The sequence below is a fragment of the Nonomuraea sp. NPDC049655 genome (assembly GCF_044465465.1).
GTDB lineage: Bacteria > Actinomycetota > Actinomycetes > Streptosporangiales > Streptosporangiaceae > Nonomuraea.
In genome coordinates, this window is sequence record NZ_JBITLS010000018.1 from 230,199 (window position 1) to 246,401 (window position 16,203).

Below are 16,203 nucleotides of genomic sequence, written 5' to 3' on the forward strand. Positions count from 1 at the left end.
AGGGGGCCGACCGGCTCTCCCCTGTCGAAGGGATCATCGATGCGACCAGCCTCACCGGCCTCCGACGACCTCACCCCCCGCGGGCGCAGCCGCCGTACCCTGCTCGTCGCGGGCGGGATCCTGGTCACCGGCGCGGCGCTCGGCCAGGACCCGGCCTACGCCGAGGCCGACTACGACGTGGTGGTGGTCGGCTCCGGGGCCGCCGGGATGACCGCCGCCCTCACCGCCGCCAAGCGCGGCCTGAGCACCGTCGTGCTGGAGAAGGCGCCGACGTTCGGCGGGTCGGCGGCGCGGTCGGGCGCGGGCATCTGGATCCCGTGCAACGAGGTGATCCTGGCCGCCGGGGTGCCCGACACGCCCGCCAAGGCCGCCGCGTACCTGGCCCGCGTGGTGGGCGACACCGTCCCGGCCGCGCGGCAGCAGGCGTTCCTGAACGCGGGGCCGCAGATGATCTCGTTCGTGACGCGCAACAGCCCGCTGCGCTTCCGGTTCATGGAGGGGTACTCCGACTACTACCCGGAGTTCCCCGGCGGGATGCCGGGCGGGCGTTCCATCGAGCCCGACCAGTTCGACGGCAACCTCCTCGGCCCGGAGCTGGCCCGGCTCAACCCGCCGTACATGGCGACCCCGGCGGGCATGGTCGTCTTCAGCGCCGACTACAAGTGGCTGACGCTCGCCCTGGTCAACCCCAAGGGCGCGGAGGTGTCGGCGGCGTGCCTGCTGCGGGGCACGCAGGCGGCGTTACGCGGCGAGAAGCCGCTGACGATGGGCCAGGCGCTGGCCGCCGGGCTGCGCGCCGGACTGCTGGCCGCCGGGGTGCCGGTGTGGCTGAACACCCCGCTGCTCGGCCTGCACGTCGAGGGCGGCCGGGCCGCGGGCGTGGTCACCCCGGCCGGGGTGGTCAGGGGCAGGCGCGGGGTGATCGTCGCATCGGGCGGGTTCGAGCACAGCGCGGTGATGCGGGCCGAGTTCCAGCGCCAGCCCATCGGGACGAGCTGGACCGTCGGCGCCAAGGAGAACACCGGCGACGGCATCGAGGCCGGCGAGCAGGCCGGCGGCGCGCTGGACCTGATGGACGACGCCTGGTGGGGGCCGGTGATCCCGCTGCCCGGCGAGCCGTACTTCTGCCTGGCCGAGCGGACCCTGCCGGGCTGCGTCATCGTCAACGGCGCCGGCCGGCGGTTCGTCAACGAGGCCGCGCCCTACAGCGACGTCGTGCACGTCATGTACGACCGCAACACCCCGTCCGACCCGCACATCCCCGCCTGGCTGATCATCGACCAGCAGTACCGCAACAAGTACCTGTTCAAGGACATCGCGCCGCTGCTGCCCTTCCCCGACTCCTGGTACGACAGCGGCGCCCTGTTCAGAGCCCCGACGATCGAGCAGCTCGCCCGCAAGATCGGAGTGCCGGAGGCCGCCCTGCGCGCCACGGTCACCCGCTTCAACGGGTTCGCCCTGGCCGGGCGGGACGCCGACTTCCACCGCGGCGACAGCGCCTACGACCACTACTACGCCGACCCGTACGTCCGGCCGAACCCGTGCCTGGCGCCGCTCTGGCTGCCGCCGTTCTACGCCTTCAAGATCGTCCCTGGTGACCTGGGCACCAAGGGCGGCCTGCGCACCGACGCCCGCGCCCGCGTCCTGCGCGCCGACGGCTCGGTGATCCCCGGCCTGTACGCCGCCGGGAACGCCAGCGGCGCCGTCATGGGCCACAGCTACGCGGGCTCGGGCTCGACCATCGGACCGGCCATGACCTTCGGCTACGTGGCCGCGAACGACCTGGCCGGCGGCTGACCGTCAGTCGGCCGTGTACGTGATCGACCGGACGTCGTAGCCCCTCGCCGTGGAGCCGCGGACGTGCATGAACATCGCGCCGCCCTCGTAGGACCAGGCGCACGCGTAGCCCTTCGGCTCCTTGGCGCAGCCCTGGAAGTGGTGGGTGACGCCGCGCGGGTCGTACCTGACCCGGAACAGCGTCCGCACCGCGTCCTCGGCGCCGACCTCCAGGGCGGCGTACCGGTCGCCGCGCTTCCAGGCGGCGAACAGGTGCCCGGCCGCGGCGGACGGCCGCACGACGTGCCGGGACAGGTAGACCTTGGTGACCTTGGAGCCGGTCACGGCCATCGCGATGCCGTTGAGGCCGCCGGGCACGCGCACGCTGGTGTGCACGTACCGGCACACGCCGCGCGAGCAGCCGTCGAAGCGGTCGGGCGCGCGGTAGGCGTAACCGAAGATCGTGCGCACCGCGGCGGGGGTGGCGACCCCGGCCGCGGCGGCGCGGTCGCCGGCCAGCCACGCGCGGAACAACTCGCCCGCCACCTTGCCGGGGGCGGGCGCGGCCGCGAGCGCAGGGGCGGTGGCGAGCGCGGGGGCGGCGGCGAGCGCGGGCGCGGCGGCGAGCGCGGGGGCGGCGGGAAGGCCGAGCGTCAGCGTGGCGGTCGCCGCGAGGACGGCGCCGCCGAGAACCAGTCGTCTGGACACGCCCCGACGTTAGGACCCGCCCCTTGCGCAGGGATTGCTCCCGACTTGCAACCCTTACCCCCGCCCCCGCTTCCCCCGTGCCGGGGCGGATGCTCAGCGTGACGGCCTGTTCACGGATGACAAGCCGGGATCGTACAGTGTCAGGATGACGGTCGAGATCACGTGGTCGCGGCGGCGCGCGGCGACCGGCCGTGCCTCGCCGTCGCCCGCGCACCTGACGTAGCCGTCATCCTCACGGACGAGAAGGACCACCCCCATGGCTCAGATCAGTCCCCCCAGCCCGCCCGAGGCCGGCAGCGGCCAGCCCAGCCTGAAGCGGGTGATGGGCCCCGGCCTGTTGCTGCTGTTCATCGTCGGCGACATCCTCGGCACCGGCATCTACGCCCTGACCGGCCAGGTCGCCGGCGAGGTGGGCGGCGCGGCCTGGCTGCCCTTCACGATCGCCTTCGTCGTCGCGCTGATCACCGCCTGCTCCTATCTGGAGCTGGTGACCAAGTATCCGGAGGCCGCGGGCGCCGCCCTCTACGTGCACAAGGCGTTCGGCAAGCACGCGCTGACGTTCCTGGTGTGCTTCGCGGTGATGTGCTCGGGCATCACGTCGGCGTCGGCGGCCTCGCGGGCCTTCGCCGCCAACCTCGCCACCGGGTTCGGCCTCGACGCGGGCAACGGCGTCATCCTGCTGATCGCCGTGGGGTTCATGCTGCTGATCCTGGCCGTCAACCTGCGCGGCGTCGGCGAGAGCGTCAAGCTCAACGTCGTGCTCACCGCGGTCGAGCTGTCGGGGCTGCTGATGGTCATCGTGCTCAGCGGGTACTTCATCTCCGGCGGCCACGCCGACTTCTCCCGCGTCATCGCCTTCGAGACGCCCTCCGACAAGGGCGTGTTCCTGGCCGTCAGCGCCGCGACGTCGCTGGCCTTCTTCGCCATGGTCGGGTTCGAGGACTCCGTCAACATGGCCGAGGAGACCAAGAACCCGACCCGGATCTTCCCGCGCATGATGTTCGCCGGCATCGGCATCACCGGGGTGATCTACGTGCTCGTGTCGATCTGCGCGGTCGCCGTCGTCCCGGTCGGGCAGCTGGCCGCCAGCGAGACGCCGCTGGTCACGGTGGTGCAGACGGCGGCTCCCGGCGTGCCGATCGCCTCGCTGCTGCCGTTCATCTCGATGTTCGCCGTCGCGAACTCGGCGCTGATCAACATGCTGATGGCCAGCCGGCTGCTGTACGGCATGAGCAAGCAGGGGGTGCTGCCGCCGTTCCTGTCGGCGGTCCACGCCACCCGGCGCACGCCGCACGCGGCGATCCTGTTCACCACGGTGATCGCCATCGGCCTCATCACGTTCGTCTCGCTGGTCCCGGACAGCCCCGTCGTGGCGCTGCTGGGCGGCACGACCTCGCTGCTGCTGCTGGCCGTCTTCGCGGCGGTCAACGTGGCGGTCCTCGTCCTGCGCCGGGACGTCACCGGCGCCGAGCACTTCAACGCGGGCCGGGTGCTCCCCGTGGTGGGCACGGTCACCTGCCTCTACCTGGTGCTGCCGTGGTCCTCCGGGCGTCCGGCGGGCCAGTACGAGATCGCCGGGATCCTGCTGGTGATCGGCGTGATCCTGTGGGCGGCGTCCTGGTCGTCGGCCAGGCGCCGGGCCGCCCGGCGACCATAAGACCGGCGGCCACAAGACCGGCGACCTTAAGCCCGGCGGAAGCAGACCGTAAGCAGGCTCCGGCAAGCTGGGAACCACACAGAGCGAAACCGGAAGGGACATATCAGATGCGCAAGGTCAAGCTGCAGCTCCAGATCACCACGGACGGCTTCGTGGGCGGCCCCGCCGGCGAGATGGACTGGGTCACGTTCCCCTGGACCGACGACATCAACGCCCACGTCGCGGCGCTCTGGGAGCCGGTCGACACCATCGTGCTGGGCCGCAAGCTGGCCGAGGGCTTCATCCCGGCCTGGGAGTCGCGGCCGGCGGGCGAGACCGAGGAGGGCATCGACAAGATGATCAACACTCCGAAGGTCGTCATCTCCCGCAGCCTCACCGAGTCGCCCTGGAAGAACGCCGTCGTGGCGGGCGGCGACCCGGCCGAGACCGTCGAGGAGCTGAAGGCGAAGCCCGGCGGCGACGTGATGGTGGCCGGCGGCGCCTCGATCGGCCGGCAGCTGATCTCGCGGGGGCTGATCGACGAGCTGCACCTGTTCGTCAACCCGGTCGCGATCGGGGCCGGGCTGCCGCTGTTCCCGGCGGGCGAGGGTTACCACCGGCTGCGTCTGGCCGGCGCGCGCGCTTTCGACTGCGGCGTGGTGGGCCTGCACTACGAGCCGGAACGGTCCTGAGAGGTCCGCCCTCCATCGTGGCGGGCCGTGCACCGCGGAAGGCGAAAGAGAGCACGTGCCCGGGAATGGCCTCCCGGGCACTTCGCTTTTTGGTCAGAACGCCGCTGACCAGGAGATAGTCCGGCCGTCAATGACGTAAAAGCGAAGGCCCGGGAGAATGGCGGTCAGTCCACCTCGACGGCGGCCTGGGCGAACTGGGCGGAGTAGAGGCGGGCGTAGGCGCCGTCCGCCGCCAGGAGGGCCTCGTGGGTGCCCTGCTCGACGATTCGGCCCTCCTCCATGACCAGAATGAGGCTGGCGTCGCGGATCGTGGACAGACGGTGGGCGATCACGAAGCTGGTCCGGCCCTCGCGCAGCGAGCTCATCGCCCGCTGGATGAGCACCTCGGTACGGGTGTCGACCGAGCTGGTGGCCTCGTCCAGGATGAGGATCGCCGGCTCGGACAGGAACGCGCGGGCGATCGTGATGAGCTGCTTCTCACCCGCGCTGACCGTGGCGCCCTCCTCGTCGATCACCGTGTCGTAGCCGTCGGGCAGCGTGTGGGCGATGCGGTCGACGTGGGCGGCGCGGGCGGCGGCCTCGATGCGCTCACGGGTGGCGCCCTCGGCCCCGTAGCCGATGTTCTCGGCGATCGTGCCGCCGAACAGCCAGGTGTCCTGGAGCACCATGCCGATGTCGGCGCGCAGCTCCTCCCTGGACATCTCGGCCGTGTCGACGCCGTCGAGGGTGATGCGGCCGCCGGTCACCTCGTAGAACCGCATGATGAGGTTGACCAGGGTCGTCTTGCCCGCTCCCGTGGGGCCGACGATGGCCACGGTCTGGCCGGGCTCCACGGTCAGCGACAGGTTCTCGATCAGCGGCCGGTCGGGGGCGTAGCGGAAGGAGACGTTCTCGAACGCCACGCGCCCCCGCAGCTCGGCGGGACGGGCGGGCTCGGCCGGCTCGGCCGACTGCTCGGGGGCCTCCAGCAGCTCGAAGACCCGCTCGGCCGAGGCGACGCCCGACTGGACGAGGTTCGCCATGCCGGCCACCTGGGTCAGCGGCTGGCTGAACTGCCGGGAGTACTGGATGAACGCCTGCACGTCGCCCAGCGAGATCGCGCCCGAGGCCACCTTGAACCCGCCCACGACGGCGACCAGCACGTAGTTGACGTTGCCGATGAACATCATCGCCGGCTGGATGAGCCCGGAGATGAACTGGGCGCGGAAGCTGGAGGCGTACAGGGCCTGGTTGTGCTCCTCGAAGGTGGCGACGGCCTCCTGCTGGCGGCCGAAGATCTTGACCAGGGTGTGGCCGCCGTACATCTCCTCGATGTGGCCGTTGAGCTTGCCGGTGGACGACCACTGCTTGACGAACTGCGGCTGCGACCGCTTGCCGACGACGGTGGTGACGTAGACCGACACGGGCACCGTGACCAGGGCGATGAGCGCCAGGATCGGCGAGATCCAGAACATCACCACCAGCACGCCCACGACGGTCAGCACCGAGGAGATGAGCTGGCTCATGGTCTGCTGGAGGGTCTGGGCGATGTTGTCGGTGTCGTTGGTGGCGCGGCTCAGGATCTCGCCGCGCGGCTGGCCGTCGAAGTAGCTGAGCGGCAGCCGGCCCAGCTTGGCCTCGATCCGCTCGCGCAGCCGGGACGCCGCCCGCTGGACGATGGTCGTCGTGAGCCGGAACTGCGCGATGCCGAGCAGCGCCGCCACCACGTAGATCGCCAGCACCCAGCCCAGGACGTGGGCCAGGGCGGTGAAGTCGATGCCCTGGCCGGGCACGACGTTCATCGAGGCGACCATGTCGGCGAAGTTGTCCTCGCCCTTGGCGCGCAGGCCCGCCACGGCCTGCTCCTTGGTGAGCCCGGGGGTCAGCCGGGCGCCGATGATGCCGGAGAAGATCAGGTCGGTGGCGTGGCCGAGGATCTTGGGCCCGGTGACGGTGAGCGCGACGCTGGCCGTGCCGAGCGCCAGCACGACGCCGAGCATCGCGCGTTCGGGCCGCAGCAGGCGCAGCAGCCTGCGCAGCGTGCCGCCGAAGTCGAGCGCCTTCTCGGCCGGGCCGGCCATCATCCTGCCCGGCCCGAAGGCGGGCTGCGGGCGGCGCGCGGGAGCCTGGGCGGTCATGCCGCGGCCTCCTGTTCGGTGAGCTGGGACAGCACGATCTCGCGGTAGGTCGGGCAGGTCTCCATGAGCTCGGCGTGGTCGCCGCTGCCCACCACCCGCCCCTCGTCGAGCACGAGGATGAGGTCGGCGTCGCGGATCGTGTTCACCCGCTGGGCGACGATGACGATCGTGGCGTCGGCGATCTCCTCGGCCAGGGCGGCCCGCAGGCGGGCGTCGGTGGCGTAGTCGAGGGCGGAGAAGGAGTCGTCGAACAGGTAGATCCCGGGCCGGTGGACGAGGGTCCTGGCGATGGCCAGGCGCTGGCGCTGGCCGCCGGAGACGTTCGTGCCGCCCTGGGAGATCGGCTCGTCCAGGCCCCCGGGCATCGCCTCGACGAACTCGCGGGCCTGGGCGATCTCCAGGGCCCGCCACAGCTCCTCGTCGGTGGCGCCGGGCCGGCCGTAGCGCAGGTTGGAGGCCACGGTGCCGGAGAACAGGTAGGGCGACTGCGGGACCAGGCCGACCGCGCGGGACAGCGCCGCCGGGTCGAGGTCGCGGACGTTGACGCCGTCCACCAGCACGTCGCCGGCGGTCGCGTCGAACAGCCGCGGGACGAGGTTGAGCAGCGTGGTCTTGCCGCTGCCGGTGCTGCCGATGATCGCGGTGGTCCGGCCCGGCCGCGCGGCGAAGCTCACCCCGCACAACACCGGGTCCTCGGCGCCCGGGTAGCGGAAGTCGACCGACCGCAGCTCCAGCTCGCCGCGGTGGCCGTCGGGGGTGACGGGGTCCGCGGGCGGGTGGACGGTCGGGTCGGTGCCGAGCACGTCCTCGATGCGCTCGGCGCAGACCTCGGCGCGCGGGATCATCATGAACATGAACATGGCCATCATCACCGACATCAGGATCTGCATCAGATAGGAGATGACCGCGGTCAGCGCGCCGACCTGCATGGTGCCGTCGGCGATGCGGTGGCCGCCGAACCAGATGACGGCGACGCTGGAGACGTTCACGACCAGCATGACCGAGGGGAACATCAGCGCCATCAGCCGGCCGACCCGCAGCGAGACGTCGGTGAGCCGGTCGTTGGCCACGCCGAAGCGCTCGCGCTCGTGCCGGTCGCGGACGAACGCCCGGATGACCCGGATGCCGGTGATCTGCTCGCGCAGCACCTGGTTGATCCGGTCGATGCGCTCCTGCATGGTGCGGAACAGCGGCCGCATCCGCCAGACGACCAGGCCGACGATGACGATCATCACCGGCAGCACGACGAGCAGCAGCGACGACAGCGCGGTGTCCTGGCGCAGCGCCAGCACGATGCCGCCGACGCACATGATCGGCGCGGCCACCATCATCGTGAACGTCATCAGCACGAGCAGCTGCACCTGCTGCACGTCGTTGGTGGTCCGGGTGATCAGCGACGGCGCCCCGAACCTGTTCACCTCCTGCGCCGAGAAGCCCTGCACGCGGTGGAAGATCGCGGCGCGCAGGTCGCGGCCCAGGGCCATCGACGTCCTGGCGCCGTAGTAGACGGCCACGATCGAGCAGACGATCTGGACGAACGTCACGCCGAGCATCACCAGCCCGACGCGCATGATGTAACCGGTGTCGCCGGTGATGACGCCGTGGTCGATGATGTCGGCGTTGAGTGTGGGGAGATAGAGCGTGGCCAGTGTCTGCACGAACTGGAAGAGGACCACGAGGGTGATCTCCTTCCCGTACGGCCTGAGCTGGACCCGCAGCAGGCGCAGCAGCATCAACGGACGCTTTCTGTGATGGGGGTGCGGTAGGAGGGCAGCAGCAGCCCGTCGAGCAGGACGGAGACGAGCTCCTCGTCGTCCATGTCGCCGAAGTCGTCGGACAGGCCGAAACCGCGGTGGACGCTCACCGAGACGAGCATGAGCAGCAGTTGCGCCGTGGCCATGGGCGAGCGGCGCAGATGGTCGCGGTCGGGCTCGACGAGGGCGGCGATCGCGGCGGTGATGCGGGCCCGGCTGTCCAGCATGTGCTCGCGGAACTCGGCGTCCTCGGCCATGAGCTCGCGGGGCACGGTGAAGAGGTTGACGTTGGCCTTCATGCCGGCCCGCAGCAGCGCCGCCACCTCACGCAGCCGGGCGCGCAGCCCGGCGGTGGCGCCGATGGCGGCGAGCGCTTCCTCGGCCGGACGGGGGTCGAAGGCGCTCATCAGGGCCGCGCGCAGCAGCGTGGCCTTGTCGGGGAAGACGCCGAAGATCGTGCCCTCGGCCACGCCCGCGGCCTCGGCGATCTGGCGGGTGCTGACGGCGGTGCCGTGCGCGCGCAGCAGGGGGACGGTGGCCTCGATGAGGGCGGCACGGCGGTCTTCGGGCGCCATCGCGGGCACCCGTCGCCTCTTGGTCATGCGGACGAGCGTAATGAGTGAGTACTCGCTCGTTCAAATCATTATTTGCCGGACATGTGGATCGGCAGGTCAGCCCGCCGGCTTGTCGTCGGCCAGGTTCTTGAGCCACACGCCGGCGCCCCGCATGAGCACGTCCAGCTCACGGCGCAGTTCGGCGTTCTCGCGGCGCAGCCAGAGCAGCTCGTCCCGCTCCTCCAGGGAGAGCACGCCCGTTTCCTCCGGCTGGACCGGCCGCGGGTGGTGGCGGCCCTCGGGGGCCGGGTCGTGCGTGCGGAACGCGTCCCCCCAGGGGCCGAGGACGTCGGCGGCGGCCGGGGCGGGCCCGGCCGCCGGCGCCGGGGCAGGGGTCGTGGCGGGGGTCGCGGCGGGGGTCGCGGCGGCGACAGGGGCCGGGGCGTCGGCGGTCTTGGTCTTCGGCAGCGTGAGGGTGACCAGCGCGGCGACCACCGCGACGCCGCAGCCGATCAGGAGGGCGGTGCGGAAGCCGGTCTCCGAGGGCAGCGTGTGGCCGCCGACCGTCACGGTGAGCTGGGCCAGGACGACGCCGATCACGGCGGCGCAGACCGAGGTGCCGATGGAGCGCATCAGGGTGTTGAAGCTGTTGGCTGAGGCGGTCTCGCTCCTCGGGACCGCGCCCATGATGAGGGCGGGCATCGCGCCGTACGCCAGGCCGACCCCGGCGCTGCCGACGCAACCGGCGATCATCAGGCCCCAGCTCCAGCCCATCAGGCCGAGCGCGGTGCCGTAGCCGGCCGCGATGACCAGCGCGCCGACGAACAGGCTGGTCTTGGGCCCGCGGGCGGCCGACAGCCGGGCGCCGAGCGAGGAGACCGCCATCATCATCAGCCCGGACGGCGCCATCCAGAGCCCGGCGGCCAGCATCGACTGGCCCAGGCCGTAGCCGAGCGCCGCGGGCAGCTGCAGGATCTGCATGAGGACCAGCGACTGGGCGTACATGGCGAAGCCGACGAGGATCGAGGCCACGTTGGTGAGCAGCACCTGGGGGCGGGCGGTGGTGCGCAGGTCCACGAGGGGGTCGCGGACGCGCAGCTCCCACAGCCCCCACAGCAGGGCGAGCAGCACCGCGCCGCCGAGCAGCCCGAGGGTGGTGCCGCTCGACCAGCCCCAGTCGCCGCCCTTCGACACGCCGAGCAGCAGGCAGACCAGCGCCGCGCCCAGGCCGAACGCGCCGACCAGGTCGAGCCGGCCCCGGACGGCGGCGGTGGGCGTGGCCGGGACCAGCAGCCAGATCAGCACCCCGACCAGCACGCTCAGCGCGGCCGAGCCCCAGAACAGCACCCGCCAGTCGGCGTACTCGGCGACCGCGGCCGAGATCGGCAGCCCGAGCGCGCCGCCGATGCCCATGGACGAGCTCATCAGCGCGATGGCCGGACCGACCCGCTGAGGCGGCAGCAGGTCGCGCAGCGCGCTGACGCCGAGCGGGATCATGCCGACGCCCAGCCCCTGGAGACCGCGTCCGGCGATCATGGGGATCAGGGAGCCGGACAGCGCGCACACCACCGACCCGGCGACGAGCGGCACCGAGCAGACGAGCATCATGGTGCGCTTGCCGTAGAGGTCGCCGAGCTTGCCGATCACGGGGGTGGCGACCGCGCCGACCAGCAGCGTCACGGTGATCACCCATGACGTGTCGGCGGCGCTCGCGTGCAGCAGCCGCGGCAGCTGGCCGATGAGCGGCACCACCAGCGTCTGCATGAGCGAGCCGACGATGCCGGCGACCGCGAGCACGCTGACGATCCCGCCGCCGGAGCGCGGGCTGGGCGCGGAATGCACCATTAATCCCCCTATTGTCCGAATGCACCCTACACAGGATGTGCCCCCTGCACAACCTGTGCGCCCTGCACATCGGCCTGGCCGCAGAAGGGGCCCTACGCGACGCGAGCCGCTGAAAGGCCAGGTCAGCCGCGGTCGCGGGCGCCGCCGTCGAGGACCTGGTCGATGTGGGCGGCGAGCTCGACGTCGCGCTCGGTGACCCCGCCGGCCTCGCCCGTCGAGAGCCGGAAGCGGATGCCCTCCGCCGTGCGCTCGATCCCGGCCTGGTGCCCCAGCGTTGCGCCCTCGTTGTGCACCGCCTCGCTCAGCCAGCCGTAGCTGTCGGGCGTGATCGGCACGTCCTTGACCAGGGCGTCGCCGTCCCGCCGCCAGCCCTCCAGCGCCGCCAGGGCGGTGTCGATGTCCTCGTCGGTCAGGCGCTCGGCCATGTTGCCCCCCAAGTCGTCGGCTTCCCGACGCTCGGCTACCACCGATGGGCCGCTTCACACCCGCCAGTCCCCTCTATAGCGTGTAGTACTACGGTTCGTAGAGGCGACGCGGCACGCGGGCGCTGGTGGCGGGGGCGGCGATCAGCGGGCCGGCGGACGGGCCGCGCCTCGGCGCTCGCCGCGAACCTGCTCGCGGCGTCGGGCCCGCGGACGCTCATGCGGAGCGAGCCCCTGATGGCGATCGGATCTGACACTCGGAGCGCACGCCTGCGCCGTTTCTGACATAGGGGTTGACGCCGCCGGAACGCCCGGCCACCGCCGCCGAGGCCCTGACAGGCCGGTAATCACAAGATCGTTTATATAAATGCTTGAATTACAGCATTTACGACCTGACTTACTACGCATTTCGGACAAGTCATTTCTGTCAGGACGTACAAACTGTTTGCCGAAACACGGTGAAATGTGATCAGTTTACGGACGTGAGAGATTTTCTCATTGTCGGGGGCGGCGTCGCGGGCGCCTGTGCGGGGTTCTTCCTCGCCAGGTCAGGCACCGTGACCCTGCTCGAGGCCGAGCAGGTCACCGGCCACCACTCGACCGGACGGTCGGCGGCGCTCTTCTCGGAGTACTTCGGCAACCGGGCCGTCCGGGCTCTCACGGCGGCGAGCAGGGACTTCCTCGCCGCGCCTCCACCGGGTTTCGCCGACGTCCCGCTGCTGAGCCCGCGCGGCGTGCTCGCGCTGTGCCCGCACGGCGGCGAGAGGCTGTTCGACGAGGTGCTGGCCGAAGGGCGGCGGGCCCCGACTCCGGCGGTGGAGATCGACCCCGCCGAGGCTTCGAAGCACTGCCCGATCCTGCGTCCTGGCCGGTTCAGCAGGGCGATGCTCAAGCCCGGCGCGATGGACATCGACGTGGACGCCCTCCACCAGGGCTTCCTGCGCGGCATCAAGGCGCGCGGCGGCCAGGTGGTCACCTCCGCCCGGGTCCGGGCGCTGTCGCGCACGGGCGGCGTCTGGCGGGCGGTCACCGACGCGGGCGAGCACGCCGCGCCGATCCTGGTCAACGCGGCCGGGGCGTGGGCCGACGAGGTCGCCGGGCTGGCCGGGGTGCGGCCGGTGGGCCTGCGCCCGCTGCGCAGGACCGCGTTCCTGGTGGACCTGCCAGAGGGGACGGACGCCCGGTCCTGGCCGATGGTCACCGACGTGGCGGACACGTTCTACGTCAAGCCCGAGTCCGGGCGGCTGCTGGTCTCCCCCGCCGACGCCACGCCCGTCCCGCCCTGTGACGCCCGCCCCGACGACCTGGACGTCGCCGTCGGCGTGCGGCGCGTCCAGGAGGCCACGACGCTGGAGATCCGCAGCGTCCGGCACGCCTGGGCGGGGCTGCGCAGCGAGGTGGCCGACGGGACGCCGGTGATCGGGCCGGAGCCCGGCGCGCCGGGGTTCGTCTGGCTGGCCGCCCTGGGCGGCTACGGGGTGCAGACGTCGCCCGAGGCGGGCCGGCTCGCCGCCGCCGCGGCGACGGACGGGGCCGCCGAACCGGCGTACGCGCCGGGCCGGCTCCGGAACGACTTGGAACGCCTATGAGGAAGGCGACGGGGGCGTGTGAGGCAAAGGGGCCGGTCGCCGTTCGTACATTCCTGACAGAGAGGTGGAGATGACCGGCAACACCCGCGGCTTCACCGGCCGGGCGGTCGACTTCGGCCCGTTCCGTCCCGTCCCGGCGTTGATCGAGGAGCAGACCGACCGGTGCCCGGAGCGGCCGGCGGTCACCTACGACGGCAGGACCCTCACCTACAGGCAACTGGACGACCTGGTCAACGGCCTGGCGGCGACGCTGGCCGGGCACGGCGTGGGCAAGGGCGACGTGGTCGCCGCCCTGCTGGTCAACTCGCTGGAACTGCCGGTCGCGTACCTGGCGCTGATGAAGCTGGGCGCGGCCTTCGTGCCGCTCGACCCGTCGTGGCCGGTCGAGCGCGTGCGCGACACACTGGACGTGCTGCCGGACGGGCCGATCCTGTGCGCGGGCGGCGAACCGCTGCCGCCGGGCGCGGCCGATCGGGCGGTGATCGTCGGGATCGACACGATCGTCCCGACCGCCGAGCGCCCGGCGGTCGAGCTGGGCCCTGACGACCTGGCGTACGGCTACTTCACCTCCGGCACCACCGGCACCCCCAAGTGCGCGATGAACCGGCACGGCGGCCTGGCCAACCGGCTGCGCTTCATGACCCGCTACTTCGCCGCGACCGGCGACGACGTCGTGCTGCAGAACAGCAGGCACACCTCCGACTCCGCGCTGTGGCAGCTGTTCTGGCCGCTGACCACGGGCGGGCGCACGGTGCTGCCCGTGCAGGGCGACTTCCTCAACCTCCGGCACACCATCGACCTGATCGCCCGGTACGGCATCACCACCGCCGACTTCGTCTCCAGCGTCTTCAACGCCCTGGTCGCCATCGTGGACGGCGACGCCGCCGCCCTGCGCGCGCTGTCGTCCCTGCGCCGGCTCGTCGTCGGCAGCGAGGCGGTCAGCCCGCGCGCGGTGCACCGTCTGATGGCCCTCCTGCCCGGCCTCGACCTGACCAACGGCTACGGCCCCACCGAGGCGTCGATCGGGATGGTCTTCCACCGGGTGTCGGCGGCCGACGGCGACGCGGTCCCGCTGGGCCGCCCGATCGACAACTGCTACGCCGTCGTGGTGGACGACGACCTGCGCCCGGTCCCGCCCGGCACGACCGGCGTGATCGCGATCGGCGGCGTCTGCCTGGGCGCGGGCTACCTGGGCGACCCGGCCGCGACGGCCAGGGCGTTCGTCGGCAACCCGTTCCCCGGCGAGATCCCGGGCGAGCGCCTCTACCTCACGGGCGACCTCGGCCACCTGGACGACGACGGCCGCCTGTTCTTCGCCGGCCGCAAGGACTTCCAGGTCAAGATCCACGGCGTGCGCATCGAGCTGGGCGAGATCGCCGCGGCGGCCCAGCGCTGCCCCGGCGTGCTGCAGGCCGAGGTGCTGGTGGCCGAGCAGGCGGGCGTCAAGGCGCTGGCGCTGTTCGCCTCCGGCAGGGGCCTGACCGAGGCCGCGCTGGCCGCCGAGCTGCGCCGCACGCTGCCGCGGACCAGCGTCCCCCGCTACTTCTTCCCGCTGGCCGAGATGCCGCTGCACGACAACGGCAAGGTGGACCGCGGCCGGCTCCAGGAGATCCTCGACGGCCGGCTGGCCGAGGACACCGCGCTGCTGGCCGAGAGCGCGCCGACCGCGTGCCTGGGCGACCAGGTGCTGCGGGCGATGCGCTCGGCGCTGGGCTGGCCGGGCCTGACCGCCGAGACGCACTTCGCCGAGTCGGGCGGCGACTCCATCCAGGCCCTGTCCGTGGTCCACATGATCACCGCCGAGACCGGCGTGCGCGTGGACGTCAAGGACCTGTACGACCACCCGACGGCCGGCGCGCTGGCCCGGCTGATCGAGCGGCGACGGCAGGACCACGAGGCCATCGAGGAGGAGTCGGTGCTGATGGCGCGCGACTCCGTGGTGCCCGACGGGGAGCCCATCCGGCGGGCGTCCAGGCCGGAGCGGCTGCGCACGGTGCTGGTCACCGGGGGCACCGGGTTCGTCGGCAGCCGCCTGGTGCACGAGCTGCTGAGCCGCGGCGGGCTGCGGGTGTGCTGCCTGGCGCGGGCGGCCGACGACGAGGCGGCCACGGCCCGGGTCGTCGCGGCGCTCGCCGAGCGGGGGTTGTGGGAGCCGCGCTTCGCCGACCGGCTGGAGGGCTACGCGGGCGACCTGTCCTTACCCGGCCTCGGGCTGGACGGCTCCACCTGGGAGCATCTGGCCCGAGCCTGCGACCTGGTGCTGCACAACGGCGCGATGGTGAACTTCCTGTTCGACTACCGCGCCCACCGTCAGGCCAACGTGCGCGGCACGATCGAGCTGGTGCGGCTGGCGATGGCCCACCACCCGGTGCCGCTGCACTACGTCTCGACGCTGGGCGCCCTGCAGACGGAGGCGCTCCACAGGGGCGAGCGCGTCCCGGAGGACTGCGACCCGGCGCTGGCCAGGCCGCCGGGCGGCGGCTACAGCCGGTCCAAGTGGATCGCCGAGCGCTACCTGGCCGAGGCCCGGCGCCGGGGCGCGCTGGTGACCGTGCTGCGGCTGGGCGAGATCATGCCGAGCGCCGACAACGGCTATCCGAACCCGGTCGCCTTCACCCACCTGCTGCTGTCGGCGTTCGTGCGGCTCGGCGTGCGTCCGGACGTCGCCACGCGCACCGACTACACGCCGGTCGACTACGTCGCCGCGCGGGTCGGGGCGGCGGTGGCCGACCCGGAGGTCTGGGGCCGTACGCTGCACGTCTTCCGCGCCGAGAGCGTCCGCATCGACGACGTGCCGGCGCGGGCGGGCGTGCCGGTCACGCCGATCCCGTGCGGCGACTTCGCGCGGCTCGTGCGCGAGACCGGCCGGGCGAGCGGGGACCGCGAGCTGATCACGCTCGCCTCCCTGCTGCCCGCCGCGGCGGACGAGGAGGAGCTGCGCCGGGCGTTCGGCGGGCTGCTCACCGACAACCCCGCGCTGTTCCGCAAGGACGAGTGCCACAGGCTCGAACAGCGATGGCGGCTCGGCGAGGGCACCCTCGACGGCCCGATCGCCGCCTACCACGCCCGCCTGGCGGGCACGGCCGGGCAGCGGGTGCCCACCGGTTGAT

At 72.3% G+C, this 16,203-nt stretch carries 11 protein-coding genes; 5 read left to right on the plus strand and 6 right to left on the minus strand.

The features are described 5' to 3' along the window. Window positions 1-39: 39 nt before the first annotated feature. Window positions 40-1,797, plus strand: a complete 1,758-nt coding sequence (kstD, locus tag ACIBQ6_RS44580) for a 3-oxosteroid 1-dehydrogenase (RefSeq protein ID WP_397218866.1) — start codon at window positions 40-42, stop codon at window positions 1,795-1,797. 3 nt (window positions 1,798-1,800) lie between these two features. On the opposite strand, the gene ACIBQ6_RS44585 is transcribed toward kstD, so the two are convergent. Further along, window positions 1,801-2,484 carry a hypothetical protein gene (locus ACIBQ6_RS44585; RefSeq protein WP_397218867.1) on the minus strand — a complete coding sequence of 228 codons (684 nt, stop codon included), beginning with the start codon at window positions 2,482-2,484 and terminating at the stop codon, window positions 1,801-1,803. 256 nt (window positions 2,485-2,740) lie between these two features. On the opposite strand from ACIBQ6_RS44585, the gene ACIBQ6_RS44590 reads away from it, so the two are divergent. Both ACIBQ6_RS44590 and ACIBQ6_RS44595 read left to right on the plus strand, forming a co-directional pair. Then, entirely contained in the window at window positions 2,741-4,141 is a 1,401-nt protein-coding gene (locus ACIBQ6_RS44590; RefSeq protein WP_397218868.1) for an APC family permease, read from the plus strand. Between the two features lie 107 nt (window positions 4,142-4,248). Continuing rightward, a complete protein-coding gene (locus tag ACIBQ6_RS44595) occupies window positions 4,249-4,812 on the plus strand; it encodes a dihydrofolate reductase family protein (RefSeq protein WP_358298316.1) in 564 nt (187 codons plus the stop codon). A gap of 164 nt (window positions 4,813-4,976) precedes the next feature. Here ACIBQ6_RS44595 and ACIBQ6_RS44600 read toward each other — a convergent pair whose 3' ends face one another. The 5 genes from ACIBQ6_RS44600 to ACIBQ6_RS44620 all read right to left on the minus strand — a co-directional run bounded on the left by ACIBQ6_RS44600 (window position 4,977) and on the right by ACIBQ6_RS44620 (window position 11,507). Next, window positions 4,977-6,929 (minus strand): ABC transporter ATP-binding protein, encoded by a 1,953-nt coding sequence (locus tag ACIBQ6_RS44600; RefSeq protein WP_397218869.1) that lies wholly within the window; start codon window positions 6,927-6,929, stop codon window positions 4,977-4,979. Then, window positions 6,926-8,662 (minus strand): ABC transporter ATP-binding protein, encoded by a 1,737-nt coding sequence (locus tag ACIBQ6_RS44605; protein ID WP_397218870.1) that lies wholly within the window; start codon window positions 8,660-8,662, stop codon window positions 6,926-6,928. The genes ACIBQ6_RS44600 and ACIBQ6_RS44605 overlap by 4 nt, the downstream gene beginning before the upstream one ends. Then, entirely contained in the window at window positions 8,662-9,285 is a 624-nt protein-coding gene (locus tag ACIBQ6_RS44610) for a helix-turn-helix domain-containing protein (protein WP_358298322.1), read from the minus strand. The genes ACIBQ6_RS44605 and ACIBQ6_RS44610 overlap by 1 nt, the downstream gene beginning before the upstream one ends. Window positions 9,286-9,354: 69 nt before the next feature. After that, the gene (locus ACIBQ6_RS44615) at window positions 9,355-11,082 is read right to left on the minus strand and encodes an MFS transporter (protein WP_397218871.1); all 1,728 of its coding nucleotides are present in this window, start codon (window positions 11,080-11,082) and stop codon (window positions 9,355-9,357) included. 122 nt (window positions 11,083-11,204) lie between these two features. Then, window positions 11,205-11,507 (minus strand): 4a-hydroxytetrahydrobiopterin dehydratase, encoded by a 303-nt coding sequence (locus ACIBQ6_RS44620; RefSeq protein ID WP_397218872.1) that lies wholly within the window; start codon window positions 11,505-11,507, stop codon window positions 11,205-11,207. 479 nt (window positions 11,508-11,986) lie between these two features. On the opposite strand from ACIBQ6_RS44620, the gene ACIBQ6_RS44625 reads away from it, so the two are divergent. After that, a complete protein-coding gene (locus ACIBQ6_RS44625; RefSeq protein ID WP_397218873.1) occupies window positions 11,987-13,093 on the plus strand; it encodes an NAD(P)/FAD-dependent oxidoreductase in 1,107 nt (368 codons plus the stop codon). A 70-nt stretch (window positions 13,094-13,163) separates the two neighbouring features. After that, window positions 13,164-16,202 carry an amino acid adenylation domain-containing protein gene (locus ACIBQ6_RS44630; protein WP_397218874.1) on the plus strand — a complete coding sequence of 1,013 codons (3,039 nt, stop codon included), beginning with the start codon at window positions 13,164-13,166 and terminating at the stop codon, window positions 16,200-16,202. Window position 16,203: the final 1 nt, after the last annotated feature.

What these genes read in the sequence shown, in the direction of transcription:
- kstD (WP_397218866.1), top strand. Translation starts at nt 40, where the DNA reads ATGCGACCAGCCTCACCGGCCTCCGACGACCTCACCCCCCGCGGGCGC.
- ACIBQ6_RS44590 (WP_397218868.1), top strand. Translation starts at nt 2,741, where the DNA reads ATGGCTCAGATCAGTCCCCCCAGCCCGCCCGAGGCCGGCAGCGGCCAG.
- ACIBQ6_RS44595 (WP_358298316.1), top strand. Translation starts at nt 4,249, where the DNA reads ATGCGCAAGGTCAAGCTGCAGCTCCAGATCACCACGGACGGCTTCGTG.
- ACIBQ6_RS44600 (WP_397218869.1), bottom strand. Translation starts at nt 6,929, where the DNA reads ATGACCGCCCAGGCTCCCGCGCGCCGCCCGCAGCCCGCCTTCGGGCCG.
- ACIBQ6_RS44605 (WP_397218870.1), bottom strand. Translation starts at nt 8,662, where the DNA reads ATGCTGCTGCGCCTGCTGCGGGTCCAGCTCAGGCCGTACGGGAAGGAG.
- ACIBQ6_RS44610 (WP_358298322.1), bottom strand. Translation starts at nt 9,285, where the DNA reads ATGACCAAGAGGCGACGGGTGCCCGCGATGGCGCCCGAAGACCGCCGT.
- ACIBQ6_RS44615 (WP_397218871.1), bottom strand. Translation starts at nt 11,082, where the DNA reads ATGGTGCATTCCGCGCCCAGCCCGCGCTCCGGCGGCGGGATCGTCAGC.
- ACIBQ6_RS44620 (WP_397218872.1), bottom strand. Translation starts at nt 11,507, where the DNA reads ATGGCCGAGCGCCTGACCGACGAGGACATCGACACCGCCCTGGCGGCG.
- ACIBQ6_RS44630 (WP_397218874.1), top strand. Translation starts at nt 13,164, where the DNA reads ATGACCGGCAACACCCGCGGCTTCACCGGCCGGGCGGTCGACTTCGGC.